Below are 4985 nucleotides of genomic sequence, written 5' to 3'. Positions count from 1 at the left end.
ATGTGGAAGAGCTTGCCCGCCCACAGGGCCTGGGCGATGCCGTGGGCGAAGTTCAGCCCGGCCATCTGCTCGTGGCCGACCTCGGGGTTCACGCCCACCATCTCGGGGCGCTCCAGGCGCTCGATGAAGGCGAGGGCGTGGCCGATGGTGGGGAGCAGGATGTCGCCGCGGGGCTCGTTCGGCTTGGGCTCGATGGCGAACTTGAGGTCGTAGCCCTGCTCGGTGACGTAGTCGCCCAGCAGGTCGAAGGCCTCCTTCATCCGGTCGAGCGCGACGCGGATGTCCTTGGCGGCGCCCGACTCGGAGCCCTCGCGGCCGCCCCAGGCGACATAGGTGGTGGCGCCGAGCTCGACGGCGAGGTCGATGTTGCGCAGCGTCTTGCGCAGGGCGTAGCGGCGGACGTCCCGGTCGTTGGCGGTGAACGCGCCGTCCTTGAAGACGGGGTGGGTGAAGAGGTTCGTCGTCGCCATGGGAACGACGAGTCCGGCCGCGTCCAGCGACTGCCGGAACCGCTTCACGATGCCTTCGCGCTCGGAGTCCGTCGAGCCGAACGGGATCAGGTCGTCGTCGTGGAAGGTCACGCCGTACGCGCCCAGCTCAGCGAGCCGCTTGACGGATTCGACCGGGTCGATCGCCTCCCGCGTCGCGTCCCCGAACGGGTCGCGGCCCTGCCAGCCCACGGTCCACAGACCGAAGGTGAACTTGTCCTGCGGGGTGGGCGTGAAGCGTTCCGTCATGGTCGAGCCGCCTTCGGTGCCGTGGGTCCGCAGCCGGTCGAGCGGCCGAACCTCAATTTGTTCACTGTCATGACTAATCATGCACGGGGCATCCCTCCGACGTAACCCCCCGTCCCGGGAAATCCGCAGCGAACCCTGTTCCGGACGGGTTCCATCGCGTAATTTGTTCACCGCACGATCAAATTCCGGCGACGCGAGAGCCCACAGCGTGAGGGCCCCGGCCGGAATCCCCCTGAGCCAGAGAATGAGGTCAGCCATGCCGCCGCATGAGGTCGTCATCGGTGTGGACAGCTCCACCCAGTCCACCAAGGCCGCGTTCGTCGACCCCGCCACCGGCCGGCTGCTCGCCGTCGGCCGCGCTCCGCATGTCGTCACCGGCGAGAACGGGGCCCGCGAGACGGATCCCGAGGTGTGGTGGCAGGCGCTGCGCGCCGCGGTCGCCGCCGGACTGAAGGAGTCCGGCGTCGCCGCCACCGACATCACCGGGATCGCCGTCGCCGGGCAGCAGCACGGACTGGTCGTCCTCGACGGCGAGGGCCGCCCACTGCGCCCGGCCCTCCTCTGGAACGACACCCGCTCCGCCCCGCAGGCCGCCGCCCTCACCGCGGCACTGGGCGGGGCCGACGCCTGGACCGCGCGCACCGGTTCGGTGCCGGTGGCCTCGATGACCGCGTCGAAGTGGCAGTGGCTGCGGGAGAACGAACCGGAGACCGTCGCCGCGACCGCCGCCATCCGGCTCCCCCACGACTTCCTCACCGAGCGCCTCTCCGGCCGCGCCGCGACCGATCCGGGCGACGCGTCCGGTACCTGCTGGTACTCCACCGCGACCGGCTCCTACGACCCGGAGCTCCTCGCACTCCTCTCCATCGACCCGGCGTTGCTGCCGGAGGTGGCGCCCGGCGGGGCGGCGCGCGTCGGCTCACTGACCGAGGAGGCCGCCGAGGCGCTGGGCCTGCCCGCCGGCATCGCCGTCGCCGCGGGCACCGGTGACAACATGAGCGCCGCCGTCGGCCTCGGGCTCGGCGGCGCGGGACTCCTCGACCACCCGGTTCTCAGCCTGGGCACCTCGGGCACGGTCTTCACCGCCTCCCGGACCCGGCCGGCCTCCCCCGCACTCGCCGGCTTCGCCGCGGCGGACGGCACGTACCTGCCGCTGGCCTGCACCCTCAACTGCACGCTCGCCGTGGACAAGGTGGCCGCCCTGCTGGGCCTGGACCGCAATGACGCGGCCCCCGGCGGCGAAGCCGTGCTCCTGCCCTACCTGGACGGCGAGCGCACCCCCGACCTGCCCCTGGCCGCCGGACTCCTCACCGGGCTGCGCCACGACACCACTCCGCAGCAGCTCCTGGGCGCCGCCTACGAGGGCGCGGTCGTCACCGTGCTGCGCGCGCTCGACGAGCTGCTGCTGGCCTGCGGACTGGACCCGGCCGACCCCGAGGTGGCGAGCCGGCCGCTCCGGCTGATCGGCGGCGGCGCCCAGGGAGCTGCATGGGTGGACACGGTGCGCCGCCTCAGCGGGCGACCGGTGACCGTGCCCGCCGGCGGCGAACTGGTCGCCCTGGGCGCGGCCGCACTCGCCGCCGCGGCGGCCACGGGCGCGGACCCGGTCGCGATCGTCACCGGGTGGGACACGGGTGAAGAGGTGCATCTGGAAGCGGTCGAAAGGGATGTGGCCACCTGGGAGCGGGTCGGCTCGGTCCTGGAGCGGGCGGCAGGGCCGCTGCTGGGCGCGGCCGGCTGATCCCGGCCGGCCGGACTGGCAATACGTCAGGGCCGGTGGAGCGGACCGCCACGGTCGTCGACCAGTGCAGCGCACCGCCCTACCGGCCCGGCCGAACGGTGGAGCGCACCGCCCGTCCGCACCGGTCGAACCGTGGAACGCACCGCCCCACCAAGCCGGTCGAACAATGGAGCAGACCGCCGGACCGCACCCGTCGAACCGTGGAGCAGACCGCCCGTCCGCACCGGTCGACCTGACTGACTGTCATGTCCCGTCGCGCGCCGCACACAAGCACGCGCGGCGGCCACCGGCCGGTTTGGATAGCGAACTGATGTTCACTACTATCCGGCGATGATCATAAGAAGAAGGCTGACGGTCGGGGTGGGCATTCTGCTCGCCACCCTGACCGCCGGGCTCGGCTCGGCGCTCCCCGCCTCCGCCGATGAAACCCCCACCCAAGCCTCCCCCAAGGTCGAGCTGGTGCTCGACGTCAGTGGCTCCATGCGGACGCGTGACATCGACGGCCAGTCCCGGATGACCGCGGCGAAGCAGGCGTTCAACGAGGTCCTGGACGCGGTGCCCGAGCAGGTGCAGCTCGGCATCCGCACCCTCGGCGCCGACTACCCGGGCGACGACCGGAAGGTCGGCTGCAAGGACACCAAGCAGCTCTACCCGGTCGGCCCGTTGGACCGCACCGAGGCCAAGACCGCGGTCGCCACACTGGCGCCCACCGGCTGGACCCCGATCGGACCGGCCCTGCTGGGAGCCGCCGACGATCTGGAGGGCGGCGACTCCACCCGCCGGATCGTGCTGATCAGCGACGGCGAGGACACCTGCGGCCCGCTCGACCCGTGCGAGGTCGCCCGTGACATCGCGGCGCGCGGCATCCACCTGGTCATCGACACGCTCGGCCTGGTGCCGAACGCGAAGATCCGCCAGCAGCTCACCTGCATCGCCGAGGCCACCGGCGGCACGTACACCGCCATCCAGCACACCGATGAACTCTCCGGCCGTGTCAAGCAGTTGGTGGACCGGGCGGCAGAACCCGTCGTCACCCCGGTCGCGACCGAAGGTGCGGACAGCTGCACCGCCGCCCCGAAGCTCGCGCCGGGCCTCTACACCGACCGCGCGAAGTTCGCCGAGCACCGCTGGTACCGGGTCGACGTGCTGCCCGGCCAGGAACTGCGCGCCTCGGTGAGCGTGTTCGCCGACCGTGCGGTCAACAACGACTACGGCATGCTGCTGCGCGCGGTCACCGTGCACGGCCGCGAGATCGTCAGAGGCGCGGAATCCGGCACCGGACGCACCGACGCCATCTCCTCCGGTCTGCGCTACCCGAAGCCCGAACAGGACACGGACGGCGACGTCAAGCCGGCCGCGGAGACCGTCTGTCTCCAGGTCTCCAACTCCTTCTCCGCCCCCGCCTCGGTGAAGACCGCTCCCGGCATGCCGGTCGAGCTGACGATCGACCTGGTGGACGCCCCCGACGCTGCGGCCGACGTCGCCGCGTTCGGTCTCGGCCGCGGCTGGTGGCTGCTGGGCGTGCTCGTCCTGACCGGACTGATCGCGGGCCTGCTGACCGGCTGGATCTCGCGCTGGCGCTTCGCCGTCTGGAGGACCCACTGATGTTCCGTACGAGACGCGTGCTCGCGGGTGCGCTGCTGACCGGGCTCGCCCTGCTGACCGGGGCGGGTGCCGCGGTCGCGGACGACCCGTCGTCGAGTCCGAGCCCGGGCGAGTCCGGTGACGGGTCCGGCCCCACCGAGGCGGGCACCGCCTTCCGCACTGCCACGGTGCTCCAGCAGGACCAGCTCGCCACCGCCGGCGCCTCCGCCGGCGACTACCTGTACTGGGTCTTCCCGGCCGACGCCGGACAGCGCGCCACGGTCCGGGCGAAGGTCACCCTGCCGGAGAGCACCGCCCGGCACGGCACCTCGACCTGGCAGGTGGACGTGTACGACGGGCTGCGACGGCGTCAGGCCTGCATGTACGGGAAGCAGACCGGCAAGGTCACGGCCGACGCCGGAACCGTGGAGCTCGCCTGCGTCCTGCGTACGGTCAGGTCCTGGTCCGAGCCGTGGGCCAACGACCCGCTGCCCGGCAGCTACTACGTCCGCCTCACGGTCGTCGACCTGCCCTCGGCGGATCTCGGGCTGCCCGTGCAGACCGAGGTCGAGGTCACCGCGGCCGACAAGGGCGGCGCGGCCGATGTCGACGGCAGCCTCTCCACGCCGCTGATTCCGGGTGCTTCCTCGGTCGGACAGGCCACCGAAGGAGCGTCGGCGGCCCCGGCCGCACTCGCCGGCGAACCCGAGGACGGCTGGTCCTCCGGCTGGTGGACCGACCGTTGGCTGTGGACGGTCGGCGGCGGGGTGCTCGGTGCGTTCGCGGCAGTCTTCGGCTACTCGCTGACCCGCGGCAGCGGCCGCCCCTCCCGGGTCCCGCCGGGCGTCTGACCATCGCCGCCTTCGAGGACGCGGGCGACGCACCGAAGATCGTCAGGATCGACGGAACCGTCCACGGGAACT

Annotated in this window: 4 protein-coding genes; 3 read left to right on the top strand and 1 reads right to left on the bottom strand. The window is 72.4% G+C overall.

Going from position 1 to position 4985, the window contains the following annotated elements:
• Positions 1-737 (bottom strand): xylose isomerase (gene xylA, locus ABT025_RS39235; protein WP_351003598.1); only part of this gene is annotated, 737 nt, incomplete at its 3' end.
• Between the two features lie 256 nt (positions 738-993).
• Here xylA and xylB point away from each other — a divergent pair.
• The 3 genes from xylB (at position 994) to ABT025_RS39220 (ending at position 4913) form a co-directional block, all read left to right on the top strand.
• Complete coding sequence (xylB, locus tag ABT025_RS39230) at positions 994-2478, top strand: xylulokinase (RefSeq protein WP_351003597.1); 1485 nt, start codon at positions 994-996, stop codon at positions 2476-2478.
• Between the two features lie 330 nt (positions 2479-2808).
• Entirely contained in the window at positions 2809-4083 is a 1275-nt protein-coding gene (locus ABT025_RS39225; protein WP_351003596.1) for a VWA domain-containing protein, read from the top strand.
• On the top strand, positions 4083-4913 hold the full coding sequence (locus ABT025_RS39220) for a hypothetical protein (RefSeq protein ID WP_351003594.1): 831 nt from the start codon (positions 4083-4085) through the stop codon (positions 4911-4913). The genes ABT025_RS39225 and ABT025_RS39220 overlap by 1 nt, the downstream gene beginning before the upstream one ends.
• Positions 4914-4985 lie beyond the last annotated feature (72 nt).

This window comes from Streptomyces sp. NPDC002809 (genome assembly GCF_040295435.1).
Taxonomy (GTDB): domain Bacteria; phylum Actinomycetota; class Actinomycetes; order Streptomycetales; family Streptomycetaceae; genus Streptomyces.
Note: the sequence above shows the minus strand (reverse complement) of the source record. Positions and strands in the feature narration are given on the sequence as shown.